This is a genomic window from Haloarcula amylolytica, assembly GCF_049705545.1.
In the GTDB taxonomy this organism is placed as follows: domain Archaea; phylum Halobacteriota; class Halobacteria; order Halobacteriales; family Haloarculaceae; genus Haloarcula; species Haloarcula amylolytica_B.
The window spans coordinates 72,324-97,371 of record NZ_JBNAMU010000002.1; the positions used below are offsets into that span (position 1 = coordinate 72,324).

Annotated in this window: 29 protein-coding genes; 24 read left to right on the plus strand and 5 right to left on the minus strand. The window is 62.6% G+C overall.

Features of this window, described 5'->3' with window-relative positions:
* Nucleotides 1-345: 345 nt before the first annotated feature.
* The 8 genes from ACOZ4H_RS16925 to ACOZ4H_RS16960 are packed head-to-tail and all read left to right on the plus strand — an operon-like array spanning nucleotide 346 to nucleotide 9,205.
* Entirely contained in the window at nucleotides 346-2,049 is a 1,704-nt protein-coding gene (locus ACOZ4H_RS16925) for an ABC transporter substrate-binding protein (RefSeq protein WP_424330451.1), read from the plus strand.
* Nucleotides 2,049-3,077, plus strand: coding sequence for an ABC transporter permease (locus tag ACOZ4H_RS16930; RefSeq protein WP_424330452.1), 1,029 nt, complete (start codon nucleotides 2,049-2,051; stop codon nucleotides 3,075-3,077). Before ACOZ4H_RS16925 ends, ACOZ4H_RS16930 begins: the two co-directional genes overlap by 1 nt.
* Nucleotides 3,074-3,985, plus strand: coding sequence for an ABC transporter permease (locus tag ACOZ4H_RS16935; protein ID WP_424330453.1), 912 nt, complete (start codon nucleotides 3,074-3,076; stop codon nucleotides 3,983-3,985). Before ACOZ4H_RS16930 ends, ACOZ4H_RS16935 begins: the two co-directional genes overlap by 4 nt.
* Nucleotides 3,982-5,082 (plus strand): ABC transporter ATP-binding protein, encoded by a 1,101-nt coding sequence (locus ACOZ4H_RS16940; RefSeq protein ID WP_424330454.1) that lies wholly within the window; start codon nucleotides 3,982-3,984, stop codon nucleotides 5,080-5,082. Before ACOZ4H_RS16935 ends, ACOZ4H_RS16940 begins: the two co-directional genes overlap by 4 nt.
* The gene (locus ACOZ4H_RS16945; RefSeq protein ID WP_424330455.1) at nucleotides 5,079-6,110 is read left to right on the plus strand and encodes an ABC transporter ATP-binding protein; all 1,032 of its coding nucleotides are present in this window, start codon (nucleotides 5,079-5,081) and stop codon (nucleotides 6,108-6,110) included. Before ACOZ4H_RS16940 ends, ACOZ4H_RS16945 begins: the two co-directional genes overlap by 4 nt.
* A complete protein-coding gene (locus ACOZ4H_RS16950) occupies nucleotides 6,100-7,509 on the plus strand; it encodes a dihydroorotase (protein WP_424330456.1) in 1,410 nt (469 codons plus the stop codon). Before ACOZ4H_RS16945 ends, ACOZ4H_RS16950 begins: the two co-directional genes overlap by 11 nt.
* Complete coding sequence (locus ACOZ4H_RS16955; protein WP_424330457.1) at nucleotides 7,482-8,792, plus strand: hydantoinase/carbamoylase family amidase; 1,311 nt, start codon at nucleotides 7,482-7,484, stop codon at nucleotides 8,790-8,792. Before ACOZ4H_RS16950 ends, ACOZ4H_RS16955 begins: the two co-directional genes overlap by 28 nt.
* Nucleotides 8,789-9,205: a DUF3830 family protein gene (locus ACOZ4H_RS16960; protein WP_424330458.1), complete on the plus strand. Its 417-nt coding sequence runs from the start codon at nucleotides 8,789-8,791 to the stop codon at nucleotides 9,203-9,205. Before ACOZ4H_RS16955 ends, ACOZ4H_RS16960 begins: the two co-directional genes overlap by 4 nt.
* 329 nt (nucleotides 9,206-9,534) lie before the next feature.
* Here ACOZ4H_RS16960 and ACOZ4H_RS16965 read toward each other — a convergent pair whose 3' ends face one another.
* Both ACOZ4H_RS16965 and ACOZ4H_RS16970 read right to left on the minus strand, forming a co-directional pair.
* Nucleotides 9,535-10,095, minus strand: a complete 561-nt coding sequence (locus tag ACOZ4H_RS16965) for a class I SAM-dependent methyltransferase (RefSeq protein ID WP_424330459.1) — start codon at nucleotides 10,093-10,095, stop codon at nucleotides 9,535-9,537.
* A 1-nt stretch (nucleotide 10,096) separates the two neighbouring features.
* Entirely contained in the window at nucleotides 10,097-10,537 is a 441-nt protein-coding gene (locus ACOZ4H_RS16970) for a DUF302 domain-containing protein (RefSeq protein ID WP_424330460.1), read from the minus strand.
* Between the two features lie 444 nt (nucleotides 10,538-10,981).
* Between ACOZ4H_RS16970 and trxA (ACOZ4H_RS16975) the strand changes: the two genes are divergently transcribed.
* The 7 genes from trxA (ACOZ4H_RS16975) to ACOZ4H_RS17005 all read left to right on the plus strand — a co-directional run bounded on the left by trxA (ACOZ4H_RS16975) (nucleotide 10,982) and on the right by ACOZ4H_RS17005 (nucleotide 15,990).
* Nucleotides 10,982-11,398 carry a thioredoxin gene (trxA, locus tag ACOZ4H_RS16975; protein ID WP_424330461.1) on the plus strand — a complete coding sequence of 139 codons (417 nt, stop codon included), beginning with the start codon at nucleotides 10,982-10,984 and terminating at the stop codon, nucleotides 11,396-11,398.
* 277 nt (nucleotides 11,399-11,675) lie between these two features.
* Complete coding sequence (locus ACOZ4H_RS16980) at nucleotides 11,676-12,926, plus strand: M20 family metallopeptidase (RefSeq protein ID WP_424330462.1); 1,251 nt, start codon at nucleotides 11,676-11,678, stop codon at nucleotides 12,924-12,926.
* An 88-nt stretch (nucleotides 12,927-13,014) separates the two neighbouring features.
* Complete coding sequence (locus ACOZ4H_RS16985; RefSeq protein ID WP_424330463.1) at nucleotides 13,015-13,239, plus strand: YgaP family membrane protein; 225 nt, start codon at nucleotides 13,015-13,017, stop codon at nucleotides 13,237-13,239.
* A 2-nt stretch (nucleotides 13,240-13,241) separates the two neighbouring features.
* Entirely contained in the window at nucleotides 13,242-13,835 is a 594-nt protein-coding gene (locus ACOZ4H_RS16990; protein WP_424330464.1) for a class I SAM-dependent methyltransferase, read from the plus strand.
* A gap of 147 nt (nucleotides 13,836-13,982) precedes the next feature.
* A complete protein-coding gene (locus ACOZ4H_RS16995) occupies nucleotides 13,983-14,219 on the plus strand; it encodes a sulfurtransferase TusA family protein (RefSeq protein WP_424330465.1) in 237 nt (78 codons plus the stop codon).
* A complete protein-coding gene (locus tag ACOZ4H_RS17000; RefSeq protein ID WP_424330466.1) occupies nucleotides 14,216-15,361 on the plus strand; it encodes an NAD(P)/FAD-dependent oxidoreductase in 1,146 nt (381 codons plus the stop codon). Before ACOZ4H_RS16995 ends, ACOZ4H_RS17000 begins: the two co-directional genes overlap by 4 nt.
* A 2-nt stretch (nucleotides 15,362-15,363) precedes the next feature.
* On the plus strand, nucleotides 15,364-15,990 hold the full coding sequence (locus tag ACOZ4H_RS17005) for a DUF1641 domain-containing protein (RefSeq protein WP_424330467.1): 627 nt from the start codon (nucleotides 15,364-15,366) through the stop codon (nucleotides 15,988-15,990).
* A gap of 36 nt (nucleotides 15,991-16,026) precedes the next feature.
* Here ACOZ4H_RS17005 and ACOZ4H_RS17010 read toward each other — a convergent pair whose 3' ends face one another.
* Both ACOZ4H_RS17010 and ACOZ4H_RS17015 read right to left on the minus strand, forming a co-directional pair.
* Nucleotides 16,027-16,599, minus strand: a complete 573-nt coding sequence (locus tag ACOZ4H_RS17010; protein WP_424330468.1) for a DsrE/DsrF/DrsH-like family protein — start codon at nucleotides 16,597-16,599, stop codon at nucleotides 16,027-16,029.
* Between the two features lie 2 nt (nucleotides 16,600-16,601).
* The gene (locus tag ACOZ4H_RS17015) at nucleotides 16,602-16,847 is read right to left on the minus strand and encodes a sulfurtransferase TusA family protein (RefSeq protein WP_424330469.1); all 246 of its coding nucleotides are present in this window, start codon (nucleotides 16,845-16,847) and stop codon (nucleotides 16,602-16,604) included.
* 250 nt (nucleotides 16,848-17,097) lie between these two features.
* Between ACOZ4H_RS17015 and ACOZ4H_RS17020 the strand changes: the two genes are divergently transcribed.
* Genes ACOZ4H_RS17020 through ACOZ4H_RS17035 form a run of 4 tightly spaced genes read left to right on the plus strand, consistent with a single transcriptional unit; the run spans nucleotide 17,098 to nucleotide 20,498 of the window.
* The gene (locus ACOZ4H_RS17020) at nucleotides 17,098-18,291 is read left to right on the plus strand and encodes an MBL fold metallo-hydrolase (RefSeq protein ID WP_424330470.1); all 1,194 of its coding nucleotides are present in this window, start codon (nucleotides 17,098-17,100) and stop codon (nucleotides 18,289-18,291) included.
* 8 nt (nucleotides 18,292-18,299) lie between these two features.
* The gene (locus ACOZ4H_RS17025) at nucleotides 18,300-18,857 is read left to right on the plus strand and encodes a YeeE/YedE family protein (protein WP_424330471.1); all 558 of its coding nucleotides are present in this window, start codon (nucleotides 18,300-18,302) and stop codon (nucleotides 18,855-18,857) included.
* Entirely contained in the window at nucleotides 18,857-19,315 is a 459-nt protein-coding gene (locus tag ACOZ4H_RS17030) for a YeeE/YedE family protein (RefSeq protein WP_424330472.1), read from the plus strand. Before ACOZ4H_RS17025 ends, ACOZ4H_RS17030 begins: the two co-directional genes overlap by 1 nt.
* Nucleotides 19,316-19,322: 7 nt before the next feature.
* A complete protein-coding gene (locus ACOZ4H_RS17035) occupies nucleotides 19,323-20,498 on the plus strand; it encodes an anion permease (RefSeq protein ID WP_424330473.1) in 1,176 nt (391 codons plus the stop codon).
* A gap of 89 nt (nucleotides 20,499-20,587) precedes the next feature.
* On the opposite strand, the gene ACOZ4H_RS17040 is transcribed toward ACOZ4H_RS17035, so the two are convergent.
* Nucleotides 20,588-21,433, minus strand: coding sequence for a universal stress protein (locus ACOZ4H_RS17040; RefSeq protein WP_424330474.1), 846 nt, complete (start codon nucleotides 21,431-21,433; stop codon nucleotides 20,588-20,590).
* Nucleotides 21,434-21,695: 262 nt separating this feature from the next.
* On the opposite strand from ACOZ4H_RS17040, the gene ACOZ4H_RS17045 reads away from it, so the two are divergent.
* The 5 genes from ACOZ4H_RS17045 to ACOZ4H_RS17065 all read left to right on the plus strand — a co-directional run bounded on the left by ACOZ4H_RS17045 (nucleotide 21,696) and on the right by ACOZ4H_RS17065 (nucleotide 25,039).
* Nucleotides 21,696-21,860 carry a DUF7512 family protein gene (locus tag ACOZ4H_RS17045; RefSeq protein ID WP_164471069.1) on the plus strand — a complete coding sequence of 55 codons (165 nt, stop codon included), beginning with the start codon at nucleotides 21,696-21,698 and terminating at the stop codon, nucleotides 21,858-21,860.
* On the plus strand, nucleotides 21,850-22,908 hold the full coding sequence (locus ACOZ4H_RS17050) for a sulfite exporter TauE/SafE family protein (protein WP_424330475.1): 1,059 nt from the start codon (nucleotides 21,850-21,852) through the stop codon (nucleotides 22,906-22,908). The genes ACOZ4H_RS17045 and ACOZ4H_RS17050 overlap by 11 nt, the downstream gene beginning before the upstream one ends.
* 178 nt (nucleotides 22,909-23,086) lie before the next feature.
* Nucleotides 23,087-23,491, plus strand: coding sequence for a helix-turn-helix domain-containing protein (locus ACOZ4H_RS17055; protein ID WP_424330476.1), 405 nt, complete (start codon nucleotides 23,087-23,089; stop codon nucleotides 23,489-23,491).
* A 162-nt stretch (nucleotides 23,492-23,653) separates the two neighbouring features.
* Nucleotides 23,654-24,013, plus strand: coding sequence for a thioredoxin (trxA, locus tag ACOZ4H_RS17060; protein WP_424330477.1), 360 nt, complete (start codon nucleotides 23,654-23,656; stop codon nucleotides 24,011-24,013).
* A complete protein-coding gene (locus tag ACOZ4H_RS17065; RefSeq protein WP_424330478.1) occupies nucleotides 24,014-25,039 on the plus strand; it encodes an NAD(P)/FAD-dependent oxidoreductase in 1,026 nt (341 codons plus the stop codon).
* Nucleotides 25,040-25,048: the final 9 nt, after the last annotated feature.

Sequence of the window (25,048 nt, forward strand, 5' to 3'; positions counted from 1 at the left end):
CAATAGTCCGGAAAACAGTGCATACATATTCATATATTAGATATACTAGTGCTTTCCAGCACTGTATTCGGTAAATAGTGGACGGGGGCGAAACGATTGTGGGAGAGGTGGTGTTCGAACATCTTGAATCGGTATCTTTCGTCTCGGGAATTTAAGGTATACCCACTGTGATTAAGGTCTACACGGACCTATTTCGCATTGCAGCGATAATGACGTATGTAGGGAAACGCTTATCAATAGCTGGTGAATCTACTCTGCTGACGCGAAAATGAGAGTGAACGCCCAGAATACTCAGCCAGTACTGTACGGTGTCGAATGTCGTCTCCGGTCCCAAGGAGCGCACAAATGACTGACGGCAACGGTGGGAGCGACCCGATTCGTGGCAAAATAACCGCGTCCGACTTCACGTCGGCGGGGTCCCGCCGGCAGTTCCTCGCCGCGCTCGGCTCGGCTGGTGCTGCCGGCCTGGCCGGCTGTTCGGGGGGGTCAGGGTCGAGTTCCGGTGGCACGTCAACCGGGGAGAGCGGGTCACAGACGGACAGCACCGGCGGCTCGACGCTCACGGCGAACATCTCCCAACGCCTCGGGACGATAGACCCCGCGAAGGGGACCGACTACGTGCAGGCGATGGCGCTGGTGAACCTCTACGACCCGCTCGTGTTCCCCGACAGCGAGGGGGAGATTCAGCCGCATCTCGCGTCGGACTGGTCGGTGTCCTCGGACAGCAAGACGTACACGTTCACCCTGCGTGACGACGTGACCTTCCACAGTGGGAACTCGGTAACCGCCGAGGACGTGAAGTTCACGACCGAGCGGTTCCTCGACCTCAACCAGGGGTACGCGTCGCTGCTGAGCGGCGTCCTCGACAAGGAGAACATCGTGGTCGAGGACGAGCAGACGGTGTCATTCGAGCTCAACCGCTCGTACGCGCCGTTTCTCCCCATCATGGTCCTCGTATTCGTCGTGGACAGGGACGCCATCATGGACAATCTCGAAGACGGTGAGTACGGTGAACGCGGCGACTACGGACAGGGGTACATCAACAACAACGACGCCGGCTCAGGTGCCTACCAGCTGGCTGACTTCTCCCGGGGCAATTCGATTACGTTCGCCAAGTACGACGACTACTTCAAGGAGTTCCCCGACGGCGCGTTCGACACCGTCGAGGTGCGCATTATCACCGAGAACTCGACCGTCCAGACGCTGATGAAAAACGGGGAGCTGGACATGACCGGGCAGTACCAGAACTCCCAGACCTACAGTGCCATCGACCAGATGGAGGACGCGCGGGTCGAGAAGATACCGACGTTCGGGCTGCTGTACAACAAAATCAACACCCAGAAGCCGCCGACGGACGATCCCGCCGTTCGTGAAGCGATGGCCTGGGGCTTCGACTACGAACAGGTCGTCAACGAGATACGCCCGGACATGAAGAAGGCACAGGGGCCGCTCCCGCCGACGTGGGGCGCACACAACAGCGACGTGCCCCAGCCGTCATACGATCCCGAGCGAGCGCGACAGATACTCGCTGACGCCGGTTACTCCGAGGGGGAACTCACCATCACGAACACGTTCACCTCCTCGTACTCCTTCCAGGAGCGCATCGGCCTGTTGTTCAAGGACAACATGGCGGACATCGGAATCAACGTCGAATTGAACCCCCAGACCTGGGGGACCATCACTGAGATGGCGACCACGGTCGAGGACACGCCACACACGAGTCAAGTGTTCTACGTCCCGACGTACCCGTCGCCGGACTCGATGTTCTACAACCAGTTCCACTCCGAGGCAGCAAACACGTGGATGAGCATGGAACACCTCGACAACGCGGAGGTAGATGGCCTCATCGACGAGGCGCGACAGACCCCCGACCGACAGGCCCGCGTGGAGATATACAAGCAACTGCAGAGCAAGCTCGCGGACCTGTACTGTGACATGCACCTGTATCACACGGTGAAGACTATCGGCTTCCAGAACGACGTCGAGGGGCTCACGCTTCGGCCAGCGCAGGGCTTCGAGTACACGTTCCGTGACCTCCACCGAGTGTAATGGCGCGCATAGGACAGCTACTGCGTCGGCTCTCGGGGATGGCCGTCAGCCTGCTCGGGCTGTCGGTCCTCATCTTCGTCATCTCCCGGGTTCTGCCGGGGAACCCGGCGCGGATGGCGCTCGGAGCGATGGCCAGCGAGGAGCAAGTGGCGGAGCTCGCCGCCGAGATGGGGCTCGACCAGCCGCTCCCGGTCCAGTACGTCGAATACATGCGTCGGCTCTTCGTCGGTGACCTGGGACGGAGCCTACAGACGAAAAACGCCGTCGCGTACGACCTGCTGACGAAGTTCCCCGCGACGCTCGAACTCATCACGCTCGCGTTCACGTTCATGGTGGTGTTCGGCATTCCACTCGGCATCGTCGCCGCGAAACACCACGGCGGGGTACTCGACAACGCGACTCGGCTCTTCGCCTTCTCGACGGTGAGCGTCCCGAGCTTCTTCATCGGCATCGTCTTCCAGCTCGTGTTCGGCTACTTCCTCAACTGGTTTCCTATCACGGGACGGCTCTCCTCGGCGCACAGCGGTGAAGTGGTCCGAACGACGGGATTCATGCTCGTCGATACGCTCCTGTCGGGGTCGATTGCGGCACACGTCGACGCTTGGACGCATATCCTGTTGCCGGCGCTCGCGCTGTCGTTTAGCGGGATGGGGCAGGTCATCCGTATCACGCGTTCGAGCATGATAGACATCGAGGGCCAGGACTACATCGAGGCGATGCGCGGCTACGGCCTGCCGACGTGGCTGGTCACCGACAAGTACACGCTGAAGAACGCGTTCGTCCCGACGCTGACCATCCTCGGCCTCCAGTACGCGTGGCTGCTCAGCGGCGCGTTCATAATCGAGATCGTCTACTCCTGGCCCGGCCTCGCAAAGTACGGCGTCCAGTCCGTCCTGACCTCCGACGTAAACGCCGTCGTCGGCGTCACGATGCTTGTCGGCGTCGTGTTCGTGGTGGTGAACTTCGTCATCGACCTGCTGACGAGCTACATCGACCCGCGGATCGGTCTGGCAGGTGAAAGCGCATGAGCATCGAAACCCTCTCGTTCGATACGTCCAGACTCGACGGTATCGTCTCGCCGGCACGCCGCGAGCTATGGTATCGCTCGTACCGCCGGTTCGCAAACCAACCGATGAGCGTCGTCGGACTTATGATAGTTGTCGCTATCGCACTCCTGGCCGTGTTCGCGCCCTATATCGCCCCGTACCCGGAGCAAGTAGGGTCGTTCACGGACTTCGCGAACGCCTATCAGCCGCCGTCTCTCAACCATCCCTTCGGGACCGATAGCGCGGGGCGGGACATCCTCACCCGCGTCATCTTCGGCTACCGCATCGCACTACTGCTGGTCGCTGTAGTGCTTGGGCTCGGCGTCCCAGTTGGCGTGATGCTGGGGCTGGTTGCCGGCTACGCCGGCGGCTGGGTCGATACGATCATCATGCGGATTACGGACACGTTCCTCGCGCTCCCGCCGCTCGTATTGGCACTTGCTATCGCGTCAGCCTTCGAACCAACCCTCGAGATCGCGATGTTTGCTATCGCGTCGCTCTGGTGGACGTGGTACGCACGGCTGGCCCGCGGACTGGCCGGGAGTCTGTCGGACGAGGAGTACGTGCAGGCGGCGGAACTTGCGGGTGCGAGCACGACGCACATCCTCTTCCGGGAGCTGCTGCCGAACTGCCTCTCGCCGCTGTTGGTCAAAGCGACGCTCGACGCTGGAATCGTAGTCCTGACTGGTGCGTCGCTGTCGTTCATCGGCCTCGGCGTCCAGCCCCCCAGACCGGGGCTCGGAACGATGGTCGCGAACGGCACCCAGTATCTGCCTGCCGAGTGGTGGATCAGCATTTTCCCGGGGTTCGCTATCTTCGTCCTCGTGATGGGGTTCAACATGCTCGGGGATGGCCTGCGTGACCTCTTCGACGTGGAGGTAGAGCAATGAGCGACGATGCTCCACTGCTCTCAGTTCAGGACCTCTCTGTCGGCTTCGAGGGCTTCGACGGCTACGCGGCCGTCGTCGACGGCGTCGACCTGACGGTCGAACACGGCGAGGTCGTTACCATCGCCGGCGAGACCGGGTGTGGCAAATCCGTGACGACTAAGGCTATCACTGGCCTGCTCGACGAGCCGCCAGCACGCGTTTCCGGAACTGTCGAGTTCGACGGACAGGATCTCCGTGACCTCCCGGACGACGAACGCCGGGCACTGAACGGGGACCGAATTAGCGTGATATTCCAGAACCCGCTGTCGAGCCTGAACCCCGTGTTCACTATCGGCGAGCAACTCACCGACACTGCACAGTTCGGCGGGCATGGAGATACTGGCATCGTCGGGTACCTCCGACGTCGACTCTCGTCGGGAGACCGATCAGCCGCCCGCGAGCGCGTGCTAGAACTCCTCAAAGAGGTCCGGATGCCCGACCCGGAGTCCGTAATGGACAGCTATCCATCGGAGCTCTCCGGCGGAATGCGACAGCGAGCGATCATCGCGCAGGCGCTCCTGAACGAACCTGATTTGCTCATCGCTGATGAGCCGGGGTCCGCGCTTGACGTGACTGTCCACGACGAAATCCTCTCGTTGCTCGAAGATCTCATCGAAGAACGGGACATGAGTATCCTGATGATTACGCACAACCTCGGGGTCGCTCGACAGTTGAGCGACCGGGTCTACATTATGTACGGCGGTCGCATCGCGGAAACCGCACCGACGGCAGCGATATTCGATACGCCACGCCATCCGTACACGCAGGGGTTGATCGCGTCTATCCCTCGCCTGTCCGGCGAGTCGATGGCTGGTGGCATCGGCGGGTCAGTCCCGGAGTACACGGACCCGCCGCTCGGGTGTCGGTTCCACCCGCGCTGTCCGTACGCCGACGACAGCTGTCGGTCCAGCGAACCGCCGGCAGTGTCGTTTGGCGATGCGGCCCGGTCCGCCTGTGTACGTCACGCTGAAGGGGACGCGGGCCCGGTGCCGACGCTCGAAGAGACGAAACGGCGGCTCTCGGAGCCGGAGCGGACGCCGGCGGAGGGACACCGATGAGTGGCCCCGTACTCGAAGTCCAAGACTTAAAAAAACACTTCCCGGCCGAAGGGCTGTTCTCGTCTGACCCGCCGGCGAAAGCGGTCGACGGTGTCTCTTTCAGCATCGACGAAGGCGAGACGCTCGCCCTGATTGGGGAATCCGGGAGCGGGAAGTCCACAGTCGCAAAGACCATCATCGACATCCACGAGACGACCGCGGGGCTCATCCGGTTCAACGGCCAGGATATCACCAACCCGATTCGACAGCAACTGGCCGAGATGCGCTCGGAGATACAACTGGTCTTCCAGGACCCGACGTCCTGTCTGAACCCGCGCCGGACCATCCGGAAGTCACTCCTGGTCCCGCTGAAAGCGACCGGGGTTCCTCGCTCGGAACGCGAGGAACGAGTCAGGCAGATGCTGGAGCGGGTCGGGCTCAACGACGAATACCTGTACAAGTACCCACACGAACTGAGCGGCGGCCAGAAACAGCGCGTGAACATCGCTCGCGCACTGGCTGTCGAACCGTCCCTGCTATTGCTGGATGAACCGACCAGCGCGCTTGACGTGAGCGTGCAGGCGAAAATAATCTCGTTGCTGGAGGACATCCAGGCGGAATTCGACCTCACGTACCTCTTTATCACGCACGACCTTTCGCTCGTGCGGAACTTCGCGGACGAAACGGCCGTCATGTACCTCGGTGAGATACAGGAGCAGGGGCCGACCGACCGGCTCTTCGAGAACCCCCGGCATCCCTACACGCGGTCGCTACTGTCGTCTATCCCCGTCACGTCCCGGCAAGAGGAGGCGCTCAAACCGGACAGCGAGGGGCTGGACGGCGAAGTTCCGGGTGCGCGAAACCTACCGTCGGGCTGTCGGCTCCACCCGCGCTGTCCACACGCGACCGAAGACTGTGCAATGAGACATCCAGAACAGTACGACGTACACGACCGAGACGTACGGTGTATCGCATACGAAGACGGAGCAGACGGATTCGACCGACTCCGTGAGCAGGCACCTATCGCGGGTGGTTCCGATGGCAGCTGACCTCCGTGTCGTCGGAGGAACCCTCGCCACGGCGCAGGGAACCCTCGACACGGGATTCGCCGTCGAGGACGGGACTATCGTCGCCGTCGGTGACGAGCGTCACCTTCCCGACGCGGACCACACGCTGGATGTGTCGGGGAACATGGTCCTGCCGGGAGTCGTCGACCCACACGTCCACATAAACGGATTCAATTCTATCGACACCTATGAGACCGGGACGGCGGCGGCGGCCCGTGGTGGCGTCACCACCGTCATCAACTTCGCGTGGCAAACGTGGACCGGCGAGCGTGAACGCGACGCGACCGGCTCGGTGTGGGCCGAGAGCGGATCGCTTCTGGACGCTATCGACCGCCAGCGGGATAGTGCGTCAGAAGCGTACGTCGACTACGGGCTCCACGCGACGGTGACCGCCGAGGACCGCTCTGTCTTCGACGAGTTCGAAGCGGTCGTGGAGGCAGGCGTCCCGTCGTTCAAGTTCTTCACCGTGTATGATGTTGGTGTCTCCAACGGGTTCCTCCGGCTCGCCTTCGAACGCCTTGCGGACCTCGACGCGGTTGCGGTCCTGCATACCGAAGACGATTCGGTGTGTCAGGCGTTGACCGAACAGCGGCGTCGCGCCGGGCGCGGCCACCCGACGGACTACCCTGGCGCGCGTCCGGACTACGCGGAAGCGATGGCGCTGTCGGACGCCGTGTCGCTGGCGACCGAGACCGACTGCAAGTACTACGGCATCCACACCACCTCACAGGCCGCCGTGGAGGAACTCGCGGCGGCACGCGAGGACGGAACGCGCGTTCGCGGGGAAACGTGTCCACACTTCACGACGCTCACCGCGGATGCGTACGAAAAGCAGGGAACGCTCGCGCTCCAGTCGCCTCCACTTCGGGGCGAGGACGACGTCGAAGCGATGTTCGAATCGCTTCGGAGCGGCGCGCTCGATGTCGTGTCCACGGACCACGTCGCGTCGACGCGGGCGGAGAAGGCCGTCGAGAACTGGTGGGACTGTCCGTTCGGCGTCAACAGCCTCCAGACGGCGCTCCCGGTGTTTCACGACGAGGCGGTCAACCGGCGCGGACTCCCCTACTCCTTCCTCGTCCGGGTCCTGTCCAGAAACCCCGCCGAGACGTTCGGTCTCCCACAGAAGGGCCGGCTGGCTGTGGGGGCCGACGCCGACTTCGTCGTGTTCGACCCGACAGCGTCATACGAGATCTCGGCGGCGGAGAACGCTTCTATCGCCGATTACTCGATATACGAGGGCCGGGAAGTCACCGGGAAAGTCCTCGAAACCTACCTCAGGGGGCACCGCGTCGCCGACGACGACGGTGTCATCGGGGACCCGTGCGGGGAGTTCCTCGCCCGCGACGTTCCGACATGGGATCCGCAGGGAGGGATGGTATAGTGGACGCCACCATTGACATCGACGCCGATTCGCTCCGGACGGATATCGAACGGACCGGCGACTTCGGCAGCGTCGACGCCGAAACCGGGCTCGGCCGGACCGCACTTCCGGCGGACGATGCCAACGTGCGGGCGAGAGAGTACCTCGTCGAACGGATGGAATCGGTCGGGCTCGACGTTCGGGTCGACGCTGTCGGGAACATCGCCGGCCGGTGGACCCCGTCTGCGGGTGACCCGAATGCCGCACCGGTCGTGGCGGGAAGCCACCTTGACTCTGTCCCCAGAGGCGGCATCTTCGACGGACTCCTCGGAGTCTACGCCGCGCTCGAAGCGGTCCGAGCCGTTCGAGACAGCGGCGTCGCCGTCGAGCGGCCGCTGGAGGTCGTCTCGTTCACCGGCGAAGAGGGGACGCGGTTTGCCGACGGCGTCCTCGGCTCCTCGGTCGCCGCCGGGGAGTTGTCGGTCGAGGACGCTCTAGACCTCTCCGACGGCCGCGTCTCTCTGGGCACAGCGCTGGAGGAAGCCGGTTTCCGCGGAACCGGCCGTCTCGACGCGAGCGAGTGGCACGCCTGGCTCGAGCTCCACATCGAACAGGGTGGGCACCTCGAAGAGGCGGGCGTTCCCCTGGGTATCGTTACCGACATCACTGGTACGACGCGGGGACACGTCAGTATAGACGGGCGGGCCGCCCACTCCGGGACGACGGGGATGCACGCGCGTCGGGACGCGTTGGTTGCGGCGAGCGAGTTCGTCCTCAATGTCGAGGAGACGGCGACCGAAATCGCCACCACGGGGACGGGAACGGCGGTCGGTACGGTCGGCCGCCTCAACCCCGAACCGAACGTCGTCAACGTCGTTCCGGGGAACGTATCGATGCGTCTCGACCTCCGGTCCGTCGACCAATTGGAGATCGACCGTCAGGTCCGAGCTGTCGAGACGTCCCTGGACGATCTGGAACACGAGCACGGCGTCGAAACGTCGCTCGACATCCCGTACGAAATCCCGCCGACACGACTCTCAGAGCGCGTTCGGGACACCGTGGAGACAGCGGCCTCCCGGCACGGAGTCGAGACGCTCACGCTCCACTCCGGCGCGGGCCACGACACGATGCAGGTCGCCAATGTGACCGACGCAGCGTTGTTGTTCGCGCCGTCTACGGGCGGCTATTCTCACTCACCCAAGGAATGGGCAGACTGGTCGGACTGTGCCGTGGCGACGCGGGTCCTCGCGGAGTGTCTCGCACTGCTTGCATCGAACACTGAGCAACACCACACGTACGAATGATAGAGATTCAGACCGACGAGACGACGCTTACAGCTGAGCTACACGAACAGCGAGCCCCCGAAACCGTCGCAGCCCTCAGGGAAATGCTGCCGCTGCGCTCGGAGTTGATGCACGTCCGCTGGAGCGGCATCGCAACGTGGATCAACATCGACGAGGTCGACCTTCCGGAACTTCCCCGAGAGAACCACACGACGTACCCGTCGCGTGGCGACCTCTTGCTCTATCCGGGCTATCGAAACGACGCGGAAATACTGCTCCCCTGCGGACCGACCTGTTTCAAGAGTCAGGCCGGCGAACTCGCGGGGAACCACGTTGCGACAGTCGATGCGAGCGCCGAGGAACTCCGACAGCTCGAACGGACGACACTCCGCGACGGCATTCAGGAGGTCGTCATCAGGGAGGTACAGCGGTGACCGACATCGCGGTCCAGCGGTACACGAAGGGTCACCCGGAGCAGGCCTGACAGAACTCCCGTGACGCGCTCCGAGAACAGAAAGGGTGCAAAAAAGCCCATTTCTGAGTGTATGTGGCCCTATTGAAAATATTACATGGGGATTAAATATACTGAAACACTATGTATTTATATACTAATCAAATATAAGTATATAGTCGCTCTATATGTAGATATAATAGGGAAATACGTCCGTATATATGGCTAGATTGCCCGAGAACAAGACTGAAGGCGATGCTGTTAACGATGGTCGCGGACAGCCGTGGAAAACTAGTGTGGGCAGCGACGCTCTCACCCGGCACTCGCAACGAGCAGGAACGTCTCCGGTCGCACCGCCTCGAACTCGATCGTGAAACCGTGCTGGCGGAGCGCGTCCGTGGCCTCGCCAGCGGAAAACCGTTCGTCGACGGGCGGGCCGTTGCTACCACTGCCGGAAGCCGCCCAATCGGCGATGGCGAACGTCCCGCCTGACTTGAGCACTCGTGCGACCTCGTTCAGCGCCCCGTCGCTAGCGAACTCGTGGTAGGTCATCGTCGAGAACACCCCGTCGAGACTGCTGGTATCGAACGGGAGGTCGTCGACCCCGCTCGTCACGAGGTCGACGTTGTCAGGGACGCCTTTCTCTCGGTAGTAGTCGTGCATCGCGTCCTGGATATCGACGGCGTACACGTGATCAACGTCCGGTGCGATGTCGTCGGTGTAGAACCCGGTCCCGCTCCCGAGGTCCGCGACCGTCTCGTCACTGTCGGGTGATAGCGCCCAGCGGAGCTCTTCCGCGGAGAGGGAGCGGTACCGTTGCTGTGCGTCTTCGAGCTTGTCGGCTCGGCCGGCGTCAAACGTGTGATACCCCATGTTAGAGGTTCCGGAACGCCTCGTCGACGATTTCGCCGGTGTCGGCGACGATGTCCCCCATCTCCTCGTTGTCGGGTGCCATCCCGACGAGGCGGGCGATACGCATAATCGAGACGTGATAGACGCGCTGTCGGCCGGGTTCTTCTTCCCAGATGACGACGTTACAGGCCATGAGCGCCCCGATTTTGTTGTCTGTCGCATCGAGAGCGCGGTCAGCGACTTCGGGGTTGCAGGCCCCCAGCACGTAGTAGGGGTCACGACCCGCGTCGACCTTCTCGTTGAGCATTTCGGAGGGCGAGAACTCGACGGGGACACCGAATCCGGCGTCAGTGAACACGTCTCGGACGTGTTCTATTGCGTCTTCGTGACTCATTTCGAGCGTCGTCTGTTGTTCGCCGATGTCATCAGGGTCGATCTGACTTGGGTCGATGGGGAGTACCATTCGTGTATTGTATTGTGCCTACAGAACAAAGGCTCTTCGGATACACTGTCGTGTGGTCAGAGGGGCCTCTGGTCACCTATCCAGCCGGAAGGCTCGCTGTTCACTGGTACTACGGCCGTAGCAGCAACCGACACTCGACCGATTGCGTAGGCTCTCGTGGTCAGAGTGGTTCTTCAGTGGCCAGTCAACGATGTCGACAGCGGGCACTGTCACGTGCATCGAACACGGACACCTGCCGAAGCCATTCACGCCAGGAAATATCTTCACAGGGGCTAATATGCGACTTTGGGCTGCCTCGTTACACGTTTCGGGCGGCGTGGCAGTAACGCTGAAAACGAGAATTCTCGGCTGTCAACGGTCCACTCATAAACAACTTTCCGCGCGAGACAGTATTGTATTATATGTACAAAATAATTAAGTCCGTCCGGCTTGAACAAGAGAGCGATGACTGACGACGAACTAGAGGAGATCAGACGCAAAAAACTGAATGAGCTCCGTAACACAGGCGAAGCGGGAAGTAACGATGGATCAGAACCAGCGCGTGCTTCCGAGCCGATTTCGGTCGATGGCAAGCCAGAGCTGACCGACACAGCCGCCGAGCACGATGTCCTTCTGGTCGATTTCTACGCAGACTGGTGTGGGCCATGCCAGATGCTCGAACCCGTCGTCGAAACGACCGCCGCTGAAACCGCTGCGACAGTGGCAAAAGTCGATGTCGACGCGAACCAGCAACTCGCCGCGGAGTACGGCGTCCGGGGGGTTCCGACGCTGCTCCTGTTCGCTGACGGGGAGCCGGTCGAGCGACTCGTCGGGATGCAGGACGAAGCGCAACTGCGTTCCGTAATCGAAGAGTATGCTTGATTCGGGCGGGTAGCAAGCTTATCCTGGGCGAAACGGGAACCAACCCCCTCTCACAAGCTAAGGAACTCGTAGCGGTTCATTTGGCACCTTCCGGACGTTCGTGTACGACGTTTAGCGCTCGCGTCCTGTCGATCAATAGCCCACAGTATTGTATTCTCCGCGAAATGCTTTTGCGTGTACTGATCCAATTACGAGATATGGCCGATATGTCGTTGATCGTCGATCACCCGAAAATGGTCTTGACGGCAGCAAACATCGTCGACGGCAGTGACCACGCATGAGCAACGCTACTCCCCCCGCCTTCGTTCGAGATTACCGTGAGGAACTGATCACACTCGCCCTCGATCTCCTGGCGATCGACACGTCGAACCCGCCCGGGGATACGCGTGAGATTGTGACCGAAATCGAGGGAGTCCTCGACCCGCTTCCGGTCGATGTCGAGCGGTTCGCAGTCGACCCGGCGAAGCCGAACCTTCTCGTTGGGATTCGCGGTGAGTCGGACCGAACGCTGCTGTACAACGGACACCTTGATACGGTTCCCTTCGAGGCCGACGCGTGGACTCACGATCCGCTCGGCGAGCGCGTCGACGACCGCGTGTACGGTCGCGGCGCGACCGATATGAAAGGTGCCGTGGCGTCGATGCTGCTCGCTATCCAGGCTTTCGCCGCCGCCGACGCTGAGCCGCCTGTCACGCTCCTGTTTGCCTTCGTGAGTGACGAGGAAGTGGGCGGGGACGCCGGCCTGACTGCGCTGCTTGAGGCGGAACAGCTCGACGCCGACGCGTGCGTAATCGGCGAGCCGACCTGCGAGTCGGGCCGTCACTCCGTCACCGTTGCTGACCGGGGCAGCATCTGGTTGACACTCGAAGCGAGCGGTGAGGGGGCCCACGGTTCCCGGCCGATGCTGGGCATCAACGCGGTCGACCGACTCTACGATGCTGTCGAGACGCTGCGGGACCGCTTTGGCTCCAGGCGACTCGAGATAGATCCCGACGTGGAGCCGATTATCGACGAGTCGGTCGCATACTACGCCCCGTCACTGGGCGAGGATGTCGCTCGTGATCTGTTCCGGTACCCCTCTATCAACCTCGGCGTTCTCGAAGGCGGCGATGCGATAAACAGCGTCCCGCAGTCCGCCCGCGCCGAAATCGACATCCGACTGACCGCCGGGGTTGAGACGCCCGACGTGCTCTCGGAGATCCGGTCCTGTGTCGCCGACTGCGAGGGGATTACGATCACCGACGTCGCCTGGAGCGTCGGGACCGCTGAGGGGGCCGACAGCCCGCTCGTCGAAGCTGTCACGTCGACGGCAGCGGACGTCACAGGTGAACGCGTCTTCCGACGGAGTGCCACGGGCGGCGGCGATGCCAAGACGCTCCGGAACGCGGGCATCCCGACCGTCGAGTTTGCGTTCGGGACCGATACCGTCCACGCCCCCGACGAGTACGTCCCGGTCGATGTGCTCGTCGACAATGCAGCCGTCTACACGAGACTGCCGGCAGTGTGGGCGTCACAGACAGCACCGTAACAGTCCGCCGAGGCGTGGTTTTCCTGGCGCGACCGCTCCGGTGGTCACCGTCCATCGAGTAAGACTTAGGTGTCTGTATTGCGTACTTATGGATATGGAGAACAATATTGGGCCATCGGATAGACTGACTCGAATAGCTGTTGGCCTCGGGCTGGCAGTCGTTGGACTGGCGACGCTCGGTGGTCTGCTGGGTCTCGGGACCACAATCGGTGCCGTCGCGACACTGCTGGGTGTCGTCCTCCTTGTAACCGGCCTCGTCCGGGTTTGTCTCTTGTACCGGCTACTGGGTATCGACACGTCGGGTTCCCGATAGGAATGGACCGGTTCCGGAACACCGGCCAGCCCGACTGGGACTGGTGGAGCAAACTCTGGCCAACGCCCGGCGCGACGCTCCGGACACTTGGTGTTGAATCCGGCGAGTCGGTCGCCGAGGTCGGCTGTGGCAGCGGGTACTTTGCGCTCCCGTCCGCCCGAATCGCCGAACCCAGGCCGGTGTACGCGCTCGATCTGGATGCGGATCTCCTCGACGAACTCGAACACCGCGCCGACCAACAGGGGATCGAGAACGTCGTTCCGATCCACGGCGATGCCCGGAACCTACCATCGGCGCTCCCTGCCCGCGTCGACACGCTCGTGGTGGCAAACACGTTGCACGGTGTCGACGATCAGTCCGGCTTTATTCGGCAGGCCTTTCGCGCGATTGAGCCAGGCGGGAGCCTACTCGTCGTGAACTGGCACGACCGCCCCCGCGAGACCACGACTGTAGCCGACGAACCGCGGGGGCCACCGACGACGCTTCGGATGACGCCAGCGGCAACCGAGGATGCGGTGCTCTCGGCGTCGGAACTCACGCTTGATCGGCAGGTCGAACTGCCGCCGTACCACTACGCGCTCGTGTTCACCCGGTAGATATCGCGTCGGGCTCCCAGCGGTTCTGTACTCGCTGTACGCGCGATACTCTCGCACCACTGCGCCGAATTCACCTGTTTTCACGATCTTGGAATCATCGTGCAATACTAATACGGGTGAGTCCCAACTATCTTCTGTGAGATTCCCATGACTGACATCGAACCCGACGAAACCGTTGACGCTCGAGGCGCAGCCTGTCCTGGTCCGCTGATGGACCTCATCGGAACGATCCGGGATGTCGAATCCGGTGACGTGGTTCGGCTCCTGAGCGACGCTGAACAGTCGCTCACGGACGTTCCGGAGTGGGCCGAAGAGGCCGGCAACGAACTGCTCGCTGTCGAGGAACTCGACGACCACAACGCGTTCTACGTGGAGAAATCATGACCGAGCACGTCGTCATCGTCGGTGGCGGGACCGGTGGGACCGTCCTCGCGAACGACCTCGCCGACCGACTGGACGCCGAACTCGACGCCGGCGACGTCCGAATCACGCTGATCAACGACGGGCCCGACCACGTGTACAAGCCGGTCTGGCTGTACGTGCCGTTCGGACAACGCGAACCGGCAGACGGTCGGCGACCGCTCGACGAGCTCGTCGACGACGCCGTCGACCTTCGAATCGACCGCGTGACCGCAATCGACACCGAAGCCCAGCGACTGCGGTTCAACGGCACCGCTCCGTCAGTCAGCTACGATTACCTCGTGTTGGCGACCGGGTCCACGCTAGAGCCCGAACAGATCCCCGGCCTCGCGGAAGGCGGGCACGACTACTACAGCGAATCGGGCTCGACCGCCCTCCGTGACGAACTGCTGGAGTTCACCGAGGGGCACCTCGTGTTGAGCGTCATCGGCTCACCGCATATGTGCCCGGCGGCACCACTCGAATTCGTCTTCATGGCCGACGACTGGTTCCGCGAGCGCGGGCTCCGCGAGGACGTCGACATCACCTACACGTACCCCATCCAGCGCGTCCACGGCAACCCTCACATCGCCGAATGGGCCCGACCGATTATGGACGAACGCGGCATCGAGGTCGAGACGTTCTTCAACGCCGAGGAAGTCGACCCGGATTCGGAGACGCTCACCTCGATGGAGGGGACCGACCTCGACTACGACCTCCTCGTGACGATTCCGCCCCACGGCGGTATCGACCTCATCGAAGAGGCGGGGCTCGGCGACAATGGCTGGGTCGACGTCGACAAGCACACGCTCGAAGCCGAGGCCGCCGATAACGTCTACGCGCTCGGCGACACCGCCGATACCGGCGTCCCGAACGCGGGCAGCGTCGCCCACTATCAGGCCGGTGTCGTCGGCCAGCGCCTCGCCAGTCAAATCCGCGGTCGTCCGGCGACAGCGACCTACGACGGGAAGACGCTGTGTTTCATCGAGACGGGGATGGACGCGGCGTCGTTCGTCGAGTTCGACTACGAGAACCAGCCGTCGCCAGCGCCGCCCTCTGAGAAACTCCACTGGTCGAAGCTGGCGTACAACGAGTCCTACTGGCTCACCGCACGGGGGTTGCTCTGACCATGTCCGGGGAACAGGTCTCCGAGCAGACCGACCTCGAAGCGGCAATCCAGCAGAACCCCGAGGCCGTCGCGGAGTTCGTCGAACACCTCGACGCCGTCAACGAGCTGCTGGACGTGCTCTCGCTCGGCGAGAGTGCGCTCTCCGATGAGATGGTGCGTGAGCTCTCGGCCACCGGCTCGACCCTTGCCGAGTCTGCAGACGGGCTTGCGACCGACGAGACCGTCGCCCTGGCCGAGACCGTCGGTGAGAACGGCGACGAGTTGCAGGACGCGCTCGAAACCCTGCTCGTGCTCCAGCGAAGCGGCACGCTCGACGAACTAGCCGAGCTCGCTGAAGTCGGATCGCTGGCAACCGCTGCGCTCGACGACGAGATGGTCACCTCGCTCGCAGGCACCGGTGCCGCGCTCGGCGAAGTCGCACAGACGGCTGCGGACGACGACACCCGCGACGGTATGGAGACGCTACTGGCGGGCCTCGGTGAAGCGGAGCGCGAACCGGCCGAGCCGGTCGGTCCCGTTGGTCTGCTTCGCGGGCTGCGCGACCCGGACGTCCAATACGGGCTCGGTTACTTGCTGGCGCTTGCCGGCGCAGTCGGCCGTGAGCGCGCTGAAAGAGAAACAGAATAGCTGCCCGCCACAACTACTTTGGACGCGATTGACCGTTCAAACCAGGAGCTGGATGTCGGCGTCGGCCATGTCCTGCAGCGCGGTCGCCGCGCCGACGCCGGTGGTGACCCCGTCGTAGAAGTCAGCCTCGTCGTAGTCCATCAGGTCGATGGTCATCTGGCAGGCCTGGAACTCCACGCCCATGTCGAGGCTCGTCTCCAGCAGCTCCTCGATGGTGGCGGTGTCGTTGTCCGCGATTTTCTTTTCCATCATCTTCGTCGTCATGCGATCCATGCCCGGGAGCGCCGCGATGGCGTTCGGTACGGGCATGTTCGGGTTGCCGACGGAGCTCAGTTTGAGGTTTTTCGAGCGCTCCTCGTGGAGAATATCCAGCCCCCAGAACGTGTGGAAGACGGTCACCTCGTACCCGAACGCAGCGGCGGTGCTGGCGAGGATGAGCGGCGGGTACGCCATGTCCAACGTCCCCTTCGTCGCGATGATGCTCATCTTCTTCGTGTCGTCCTCGCTCGTGGCCTCGGAGAGTGCGTCTTCCAGTTCGTCGACGCGGGCGGCCAGCTCCGCACGCGAGGGCGCGTCGTCGGATGGGGCGTCGGGAGTGTCCGTGCTCATCGTTACTCTGTCTTGCGGACGTAGTGTTTGTACACGTCGTCGCCCTCCTCCTGCTCGACGAGCTCGACGCCCTCGGTGCCGCCAGCCCACCCGTCGATGTCACTCATGCTTCCGGAGTCCGTCGCCAGCACTTCGAGGACGTCTCCCTCGGCGAGGTCGTCGATCGCGCCTTTCGTCTTCACCACTGGCATGGGACACGATGCGCCTTTCACGTCGAGCGTCTCCGCGATGTCAAATTCAGCGTTCATTGGTTATCTGCTCCGTTGAGTTGTATTGGAGCTACCGCACAATACCCTCTGCCCAACTAAAAGATTGTCGATTCTTGTACACACTCCAAACTACTTTCCATAGCTCATATGCACTCAAAACCACTAATACGGGTGGCTAGTGGGTTTAATGCCGGTTTGGCCCAATCAATTTCCCCGACAGTATTGTTTGCTTTGGGGATTACTATGCAAATGCTTTTGTACGTCCATCCGGTAGAAGCGACTGCACAACATGAACGCCGATGACTTTCCGACTCCGGACGTCGACGTGGACTCCGTCGATCCGGAATCGCTGAAAGACCGTATCGACGCCGGCGAGGACGTCACGCTCCTCGACGCGCGTATGCAATCGGACTACGACGAGTGGCGCATCGACGGCGACAACGTCATGTCGATCAACATCCCGTACTTCGAGTTCCTCGAGGACGACATCGACGAAGGCGTCCTCGAGCGGATCCCCGATGACCGCGAAGTGACTGTCCTGTGTGCGAAAGGCGGTGCCAGCGAGTACGTCGCGGGCACGCTCGCGGAGCGCGGCTACGACGTCAATCACCTCGAGGACGGCATGAACGGCTGGGCGAGCATCTACGAGGCCGTCGAGGTCGAGCGCTATGACGGCGCCGGCACGCTGTTGCAGTACCAGCGGCCCTCTTCGGGCTGTCTCGGCTATCTGCTCTACGACGACGGCGAAGCCGCTCTCATCGACCCGTTGCGGGCGTTTACCGACCGCTATCTCGATGACGCCGCGGACCTCGGCGTCGACCTGCAGTACGCGCTGGATACGCACATCCACGCCGACCACATCTCGGGCGTGCGCGCTCTCGACGACGAGGGCGTCGAGGGCGTGATTCCCGAGGCGGCCGTCGACCGGGGCGTCACCTACGCGGACGAGTTGACCACGGCCGAAGACGGCGACACGTTCGCTGTCGGCGACGCAACTATCGAAACCGTCTCTACGCCCGGCCACACAACCGGAATGACCTCCTATCTCGTCGACGGTAGCCTGCTCGCGACCGGCGACGGGCTGTTTATCGAGAGCGTCGCCCGCCCCGACCTCGAAGAGGGCGACGAGGGTGCGCCGGATGCCGCACGTATGCTCTACGAGTCCCTTCAGGAGCGCGTGCTGACCCTTCCCGAGGACACGCTGGTCGGTGGCGCGCACTTCAGCGACGCAGCTGAACCTGCCGAGGACGGCACATACACTGCGCCTATCGGCGAGCTCGTCGAGGAGATGGACGCGCTCACGATGGACGAGGACGATTTCGTCGAGCTGATCCTGTCGGACATGCCGCCGCGGCCGGCCAACCACGAGGAGATCATCGCGACGAACCTCGGGCAGAACGCCGTCGACGACGAAGAAGCGTTCACGCTGGAACTCGGGCCAAACAACTGCGCAGCTAGCCAGGACTCGCTCGCGGGTGACTAACCACGCCAATGGTCACTGACCCAGTACTGCTCCAGACGGTTGCCGAGCTGTTCCCGAACGGGATCAGCAGGTACGCCGTCGGCGGACTGCTCGTGGGGCTCGGGACTGTCGTCATCTACCTCGGAACGGGGATCCCAGCCGGCGCGAGCACGTTTCTGGAGTCGACGCTGTCGTACGTCTCCGACCAGTCGCGGTTCCAGCAGTACGTCGGCTCGCGCGACTGGCGCGTCGTGTTCACGGCCGGCATCATCCTGGGTGGACTGGCGTTCGCGGCGACGTTCCAGTCCGGTCTGGTCACGAGCCCGCTGTACGAACCTGGAACGACCGGCCAGCTGTACGAGGTCGCCGGTGTGACGCTCTGGATGACCGATGTCCAGCCGTGGCGGTTGTTCCTCGGTGGCATCTTGGTCGGCATCGGGACCCGGATCGGAAAGGGCTGTACGTCAGGCCACGGCGTCTGTGGCGTCGGCTCGGCGTCGAAAACGTCGCTGGTCGGCGTGCTGACGTTCCTGACCGTGGCGATCGGGACGGCCCAGATCGTGGCCGCGCTGGGGGTGAGCCCGTAATGGCGGACAGACATCCGCTGTTCAAGCCGCTGATCTTCGTCGGCGGCCTGATCTTCGGGTTCGGGCTCGGGTTCAGCCATATGGCGCGACCGGAGGTCGTGCTGAACTTCCTCCAGTTCGACGACCTCGGCCTCCCGTTCGTGATGTTCGGGGCCGCAATCGTCTCCGGGATCGCATTCGCCCTGTTGCCGCGGATTCGGGACACTGCACCCCTCACGGGCAACCCCTACGAGCGCCGGCTGAAGCCGTTCGACCGGAACGTCCTCGTCGGCGGCGCCGTCTTCGGCGTCGGTTGGGGACTCTCCGGCATCTGCCCGGGCGCGGCGTACGCGAGTCTCGGCGTCGGCAACGTCACCATCCTCTGGGCGCTCGCCGGAATGTTCGTCGGCGCGTACGCTCAGGGCTACTGGCGGAGCCACAACCAGGCGCGTGACACCGCCGCGACGGGCGCAGACTAACTCACACATGGACCCCGCTCTCATCGCCCTCTTCGCCGGTGCAGCGCTCGCCAGCCTGTTCATGGCATGGGTCATCGGTGCCGGGTCAAGCGGCGCGACGCCGTACGCCCCTGCGGTCGGTGCGAACGCTATCGGGACAATGCGGGCCGCGTTCCTCGTCGGCATCTTCGGCTACGCCGGTGCCGTTACCCAGGGCGGCAACGTCTCGGAAGCCATCGGCAGCGGCCTCGTCGGCGGCATCAATCTCCCGGTCGCCGGGGTCATCCTCGTGCTCGTGTTGGGCGCGGGGCTGATGGCGGTCGGCATCACGACCGGTTATCCGATTGCGACTGCGTTCACCGTGACCGGTGCTGTAATCGGCGTCGGCCTCGCCCTCGGCGGGATTCCGGTCTGGTCGAAGTACCAGCAGATCGCCGCCGTCTGGGTACTGACGCCGTTCGTCGGCGGTGGTATCGCATTCGGCATCGCGAGCCTCCTCCCGCGTCCCGACGTCCCCGAGCGGTACAGTATACCCATCCTTGCCGGGCTCGTCGGGGCCGTCCTCGTGAACGTTCAGTTCAGCTTCCTGGGTGAGGGGAGTGCGGCAGGAACCGTTCGCGGTCTCGGACAGCGGGTGCTGGCAGTCGACGGACTCGCGTCGGCGGTCGGGATTACCGGCATCGCGGCGCTGGCCGTCGCGGCCGTTGTCTGGTGGGACATCAGCCGCGACGAACGCGGCGGCTTGCGTCGGGTGCTACTGGCGCTCGGATCGCTCGTGGCGTTCTCCGCGGGCGGGAGTCAGGTCGGGCTCGCCGTCGGGCCGTTGCTGCCGCTGCTCGACGAAATAGGGATGGTTTCGACGTTCGCCGTGCTCGTCGGAGGCGGTTTGGGGATGCTCGTTGGCTCGTGGACGGGCGCACCGCGGATGATCAAGTCGCTCGCACAGGATTACTCGTCGCTCGGGCCGCGGCGCTCCATCTCGGCGCTCGTGCCGTCGTTCCTGATTGCACAGCTGGCGGTGTTGCTGGGCGTCCCGGTCTCGTTCAACGAGATCGTCGTCAGCGCCATCATCGGGAGCGGCGCCGCGGTCGGCGGCCGGGAAGCGATCGACGCACAGAAGATTCTTCTGACGGTGGGAGCGTGGGTCGGGTCGTTTGTCCTCTCGTTCGCGCTCGCGTACGGCGTTGCGTTCCTCCTCTTGTAGGCGGCGACGAGGGAACGCTGTACTGTTTGCTGTCTGCTTTTTGACGCTTCACGCCAGTGTGGCGGCCGTGGTGCTGATCGTCGATTCCCTCAGACTGCCCGGGGCGGCGGAACGAGGAAGACGTTCCCCGTCGCCTGTGCGACGACTTCCTCGGAGACACTCCCTAACAGGAGCCGCCGGATACGGCTTCGTCCCTTCGACCCGACGAGGATCGTCGACGGCGTTACCTCCGCTTCGACGGCGAGGATTTCGTCGGCGGGATCGCCGTGCCGGACCTCGGTCCGTGTCTCGATACCCCAGTTTTCCAGCGTGCTCGCGTGCTCAGCCAGCTTCTCCTGTGGGCTGATGTCGCCGTCGACGCCTTCGTCTTTCGGCGACCGAACGTGAACGAGAGTTGCCTCTTCGGTCGCGTGACGGAGGTACGAGAAGGCGTCGAATGCTCGGTCGGCGTTCTCAGAAAAGTCCGTCGCGAAGAGAATACGCTGAAAGAGGTGCTCCCGGAGAACGTCGGGGTCGTCGGTCGCCCGCTCGACGCGGTTGACCAATAGCGGAACGACAGTAGTCCGCGCGAGGTTGCGTGCGGTTGAGCCGATGATGCGATTCTCCAGCGGGCTCTGACCCCGTGAGCCGACAACCGATACATCGGCGTGGACGGTCTCAGCGATACCGTTGATACGTCGATAGGGGGTTCCCCGGACGACGTGCGTCTCGACATCGAACCCTGCAGCTTCTATTACCGTCTGATACTGGTCTAGCCCCTGTTGGCGTCGCTCCTCAAAATTCACGCCGGGCATTCCGGAGTGGACGTTCGCCGGAACGACTGTCACGAGATGGATCGTATCGATGCCGATACGGCCTAGGCACTTGAGACAGGTTTCGTTCTCTATTGCAGCCTCACTTGCAGCCGACAGGTCGGTCGCGCAGAGGGCCCTCATATCGACACGTTTGTCGAGCGTTGACAACAGAGTTTTGTCTGATTTTGCAGGGACAGTCGGTAATCGGACGTACACTGACTGGTTTCTGAAGCTGCCAGCGTCGATATGTTTCCTGTAAGTTATCGATACCCTGGTCGAGGTTACCGGAATATAGTATTGTATGGTAATCCCAAAACCGTTATAGGTACGAAGCAGGTAGGGGGTATTGAGCAGAAATGTACAAGCAGCGAATTTCCGCATTCGAACGTCAGAGGGTGAACCGATGGCAGGACTAGAGATTCCCACGTGGGACCCGGAGACAGCCTTGCTTATCGGCACGATTCTACTGGAAGCGATCGTGCTGTACGTGGGCTATGGTGGCCTCGAACGGCTCTTCGGGCCCTATCTCATGAAGCTCTTGGTCGGAGGTGAAGCAAATGCTCGATAGTCTCCTTGACGGGCTCGGGATCTTGGGGACCAGTCCCGAGATGCTGGCGCTGTTCGTTGGGTTCGGCCTCGTCGTCGGGGTCCTGTTCGGGTTCTTCGGCATGGGCGGGTCGTTCCTCGTTACCCCTGCCCTGCTAATGCTGGACTACCCGGCACCCGTCGCGGTCGGGAGCGGGATGGCATTCGTCTTCGGAACGGCTGTCATCGCGACCCTGAAGCACCATGACCTCGGGCAGGTCGACTACAAGCTCGGCGCCATCATGATCACCGGGACGACGATCGGAATCGAAGCTGGGCGTGCCAGCGTCTACTACCTCGAGTCGCTGGGACTTGCTGGCGGCATCATCAGTGTCGCCTACGTGCTCCTGCTCGGCGGTGTCGGAGCGATGGTGACCCGTGACGCTTTGAACAGTGACGGCGGCGGTGGAATCGATCACGAGGCAACTGACAAGGACCTCGACGAATACGAGATCCCCGAAATCGCCAAGACGATTCAGCAGACCGTTCGGATCCCGCCGATGGTGACGCTCCGCGGCGACGTTCGTGTCTCCGTGTGGGTCATCACGGCCGTCGCCTTCGCGACCGGTCTTCTGTCCGGCTTCCTCGGCGTCGGTGGCGGTTTCATCCGGATGCCGGCGATGATCTACGCGATCGGTGTCCCTGTGCCCGTCGCCGTTGGCACCGACCTGTTCGAGATCGTCTTCTCCGGCGGTCTGGGAAGTTACCTCTACGGACAGGGCGGCGGCGTGAACCTCGGTATCGTCGTTCCGCTGCTGTTCGGGAGCGCACTCGGTGCGCGTATCGGCTCTGCCGCGACTGCCGTCGTCGACGCTGACGGCATCAAGATCTACTTCGGCGGGATGCTCTTGATCGGTGCCATCGCGGTTGGTGTCGGCGAGATCGGTTCCTATATCGGAAGCCCGACTCTCGAACTGCTCGGGTTAGTGCTCGTCATCGGCGCGGCTGTCGTCGTCGCCTTCGCGATCCTCTACACGTCGATTTCGTCGCTTCGTGAGACGCGTCGGCAGCGGACTACAGTTACAGACTAATCTGCTTTTGCGCCAACCCGCTGCCCATTCGGGCTGATTTGGGCGTCTACGCTGTTGAGGTTTCTAGAGTGACGAGTAGCTGTTCACGGGATATTCCTCTCTCTTTGGCTCATCGCGAAATTGTGCGAAATGCGCAAAAGTCTTTTAATCGCCTGAGACCTACATAGCGTTGATACCGATGCCAGATTCGATGTCTGAACAACTCCGCCGGGACATGGAATGCGAGGGGCTGCTGGAGTGCTTCCACGGGCTCAAAGAACTCGACAGGGAGTGCTTCCAGGCGCTCGTCGAGGCCGAAGAACCACTGACTGTCGACGAGATCGCCGACGCAGTCGACCGTGAGCGCTCGACCGCCTACCGTGCCATCCAGCGGTTGCTGCAGACCGGTTTCATCGAGAAAAACCAGATCAACTACGACCAGGGTGGCTACTACCACGTCTACTCACCAACGGATCCCTCCAAGATAGCCGATGACATGCAGCGCCTGCTCAACGACTGGTACGCGAAGATGGGGCAGCTCATCCAGGAGTTCGAAACCAAGTACGAACAATCCGAAACTGCGGCCCCGGCCGCCGAAAGCTGACTTACTCTCTTCTCTAAACGTCGGCTTCAGCTACTCTCCTCGAGGAGCTAAATTTCGCGCAGTATAGAGTTCTGACCGATATTTCCATCGACAGCCGTTCTTGGGTAGTATTGTACATATTACCCAAAACCCTTAATTAGCGCTGGTGCATACATACTGGTGATGGCAACTGATATTGCATCCGACGCTGGTACCGCGACCACGAACGAACCGCTCCACGTTGACGGGCAGTCCCAGCTCAATGACGTCGTCGCAGAATACGACGTCGTCCTCACGGACTTCTACGCCGACTGGTGTGGTCCCTGCCAGATGCTCGAACCAATCGTCGAGACGCTGGCTGCCGAGACCAGCGCGACTGTGGCGAAAGTCGACGTCGATGCCAACCAGCAGCTCGCTGCTGCCTACGGCGTTCAGGGTGTTCCCACGCTGATCCTGTTCGCCGACGGCGAACAGGTCGAGGAAATCGTCGGTCTCCAGGGGGAAGACCAACTCCGCGCGCTCATCGAGACCTACACCGAATAAATGACTGAGGACATCCACGATCTCGTCATCGCTGGTTCAGGTGTTGCCGGTCTCTCGGCGGCGGTCTACGCTGCTCGGGCCGATCTCGACCCCTTCGTCCTCGAGGGCGACGAGCCGGGCGGCCAGCTCACGCTGACGACCGATGTCGAGAACTACCTCGGCTTCCCCGATGGTGTCGGCGGCATGGACCTCGTCCAGCGCGGGAAGGAGCAGGCCAAGCAGTTCGGCGCGCAGTTCCAACACGGTCGCATTGAGGACGCGGTTCTGGACGAGCAGCCGCTAGAGCTATCGCTGTCCACTGGCGACACGATCTACACACGGTCGATGATCGTCGCGACCGGTGCGAGCGCACGCTGGGTCGGCGCCGAGAACGAGGAGGAACTGATGGGTCACGGGCTGTCGACGTGTGCGACCTGTGACGGCGCGTTCCACCGCGGCGACGACATCCTGGTCGTCGGTGGCGGCGACAGCGCGATGGAGGAAGCGCTGTTCCTCGCGAAGTTCGCCGACTCAGTGACCGTCGTCCACCGCCGCGAGGAGCTGCGTGCGTCCGAGATCATGGCTGATCGTGCTCGCGAACACGAGGACATCCAGTTCCGCTGGAACACGGAACTCGAAGCCATCCACGGCTCGCAGACGGAGGGCGTTACCGGTGCCACGCTCGTCTTTCATCCTGAAGGGTATCCCAAAGAGAAGGGCGAGTCCGGGATCGACGTCGACCGGGAGACCGTCGAGGTCGGGGGTGTGTTCTACGCTGTCGGCCACACGCCGAACACGCAGTTCCTCGATGGCACTGGCGTGGAACGGGACGAGAGTGGCTATATCTTCACGCAGACCGATGCTGCTGGTCGGCCCACAGCCCAGACGGCTGTCGATGGAGTGTTCGCTGCTGGCGACGTCGCCGACCCCCGCTACCGGCAAGCGATCACGTCCGCCGGTACCGGAAGCATGGCCGCGCTCGACGCTGAAGCGTTCCTCGAGACGCTCCAGGACGAAGACGAACCGACGGCAACCGCGACAGCTTGACATCCTCCC